The organism is Streptomyces beijiangensis (genome assembly GCF_017315755.1).
Taxonomy (GTDB): Bacteria; Actinomycetota; Actinomycetes; order Streptomycetales; family Streptomycetaceae; genus Streptomyces; species Streptomyces beijiangensis.
Genome location: NZ_JAFLRJ010001076.1, coordinates 1 through 737, shown reverse-complemented (window position 1 = coordinate 737; position 737 = coordinate 1). Strand labels below are relative to the sequence as shown.

The following is a 737-nucleotide window of genomic DNA, read 5'->3' as shown; positions in this document are numbered from 1 at the left end:
ACCACCATCGAGTGGTACGACCACCCATTCATCACGAGCTCCCACCTGCGGTAATACCCACATCCGGCCTCCGCAGTCAGCACGAAACCAGCACGGGAATTCTTCGCGTCCCGTCTTCATCGAGACGCCGCGTCGCCCCGTTGCGCAACCGAGGACGATCCACATGCCCGGCCGGTCACGGGCTGTGTTCAGCACGCCTGCACCATCAGACCACCGCCAACTTTCGCGCGCTGCCCACGCGGGTGGGCCGTCACGCAGACTCGATGACCGCTTCGAACTGCAGAGGAAGCCGCAGCAATATCACACCACTGAATACGGCATCCATCACGAAACGCAGACGCTCCGAGGCGTCCGGCATGACATGCGCGTAGGTCTGGAAGGTGACCCGCTGATCCCGGTGCCCGAGCCACTCCGCCATCTCGGTCACCGGCACCCCCTTGGCCAGGCCGGCCGAGGCAAAGAAATGCCGGAGCCAGTGCGTCGTGATCTTCCTGGTGATTCCATCGGCCTTCCTCGCCCTGTGCCAGAGGCGGCTCACGAGCGAGTACATCAAAATGTTGGTGCGCCCCACGTTCGCGAACAGATACTCCCCCGCAAGCCGGTTCCAGCCCTCCTCCACATGAAAGGTGCCGTAGCGCTCGAGGTGCTCGCGCACCTTGAGCGCGATACCCACCGGCATCGGCACCAGGCGCCCCTCGTCCTGATCCCGCCACTTCAGATGCCGGATACAGTGCGCC

1 protein-coding gene is annotated in these 737 nt (G+C 64.0%); it reads right to left on the bottom strand.

From position 1 onward, the window contains the following. Positions 1-250 precede the first annotated feature (250 nt). A partial coding sequence (locus J0695_RS40620; RefSeq protein WP_206969822.1) for a tyrosine-type recombinase/integrase occupies positions 251-737 on the bottom strand: 487 nt, incomplete at its 5' end.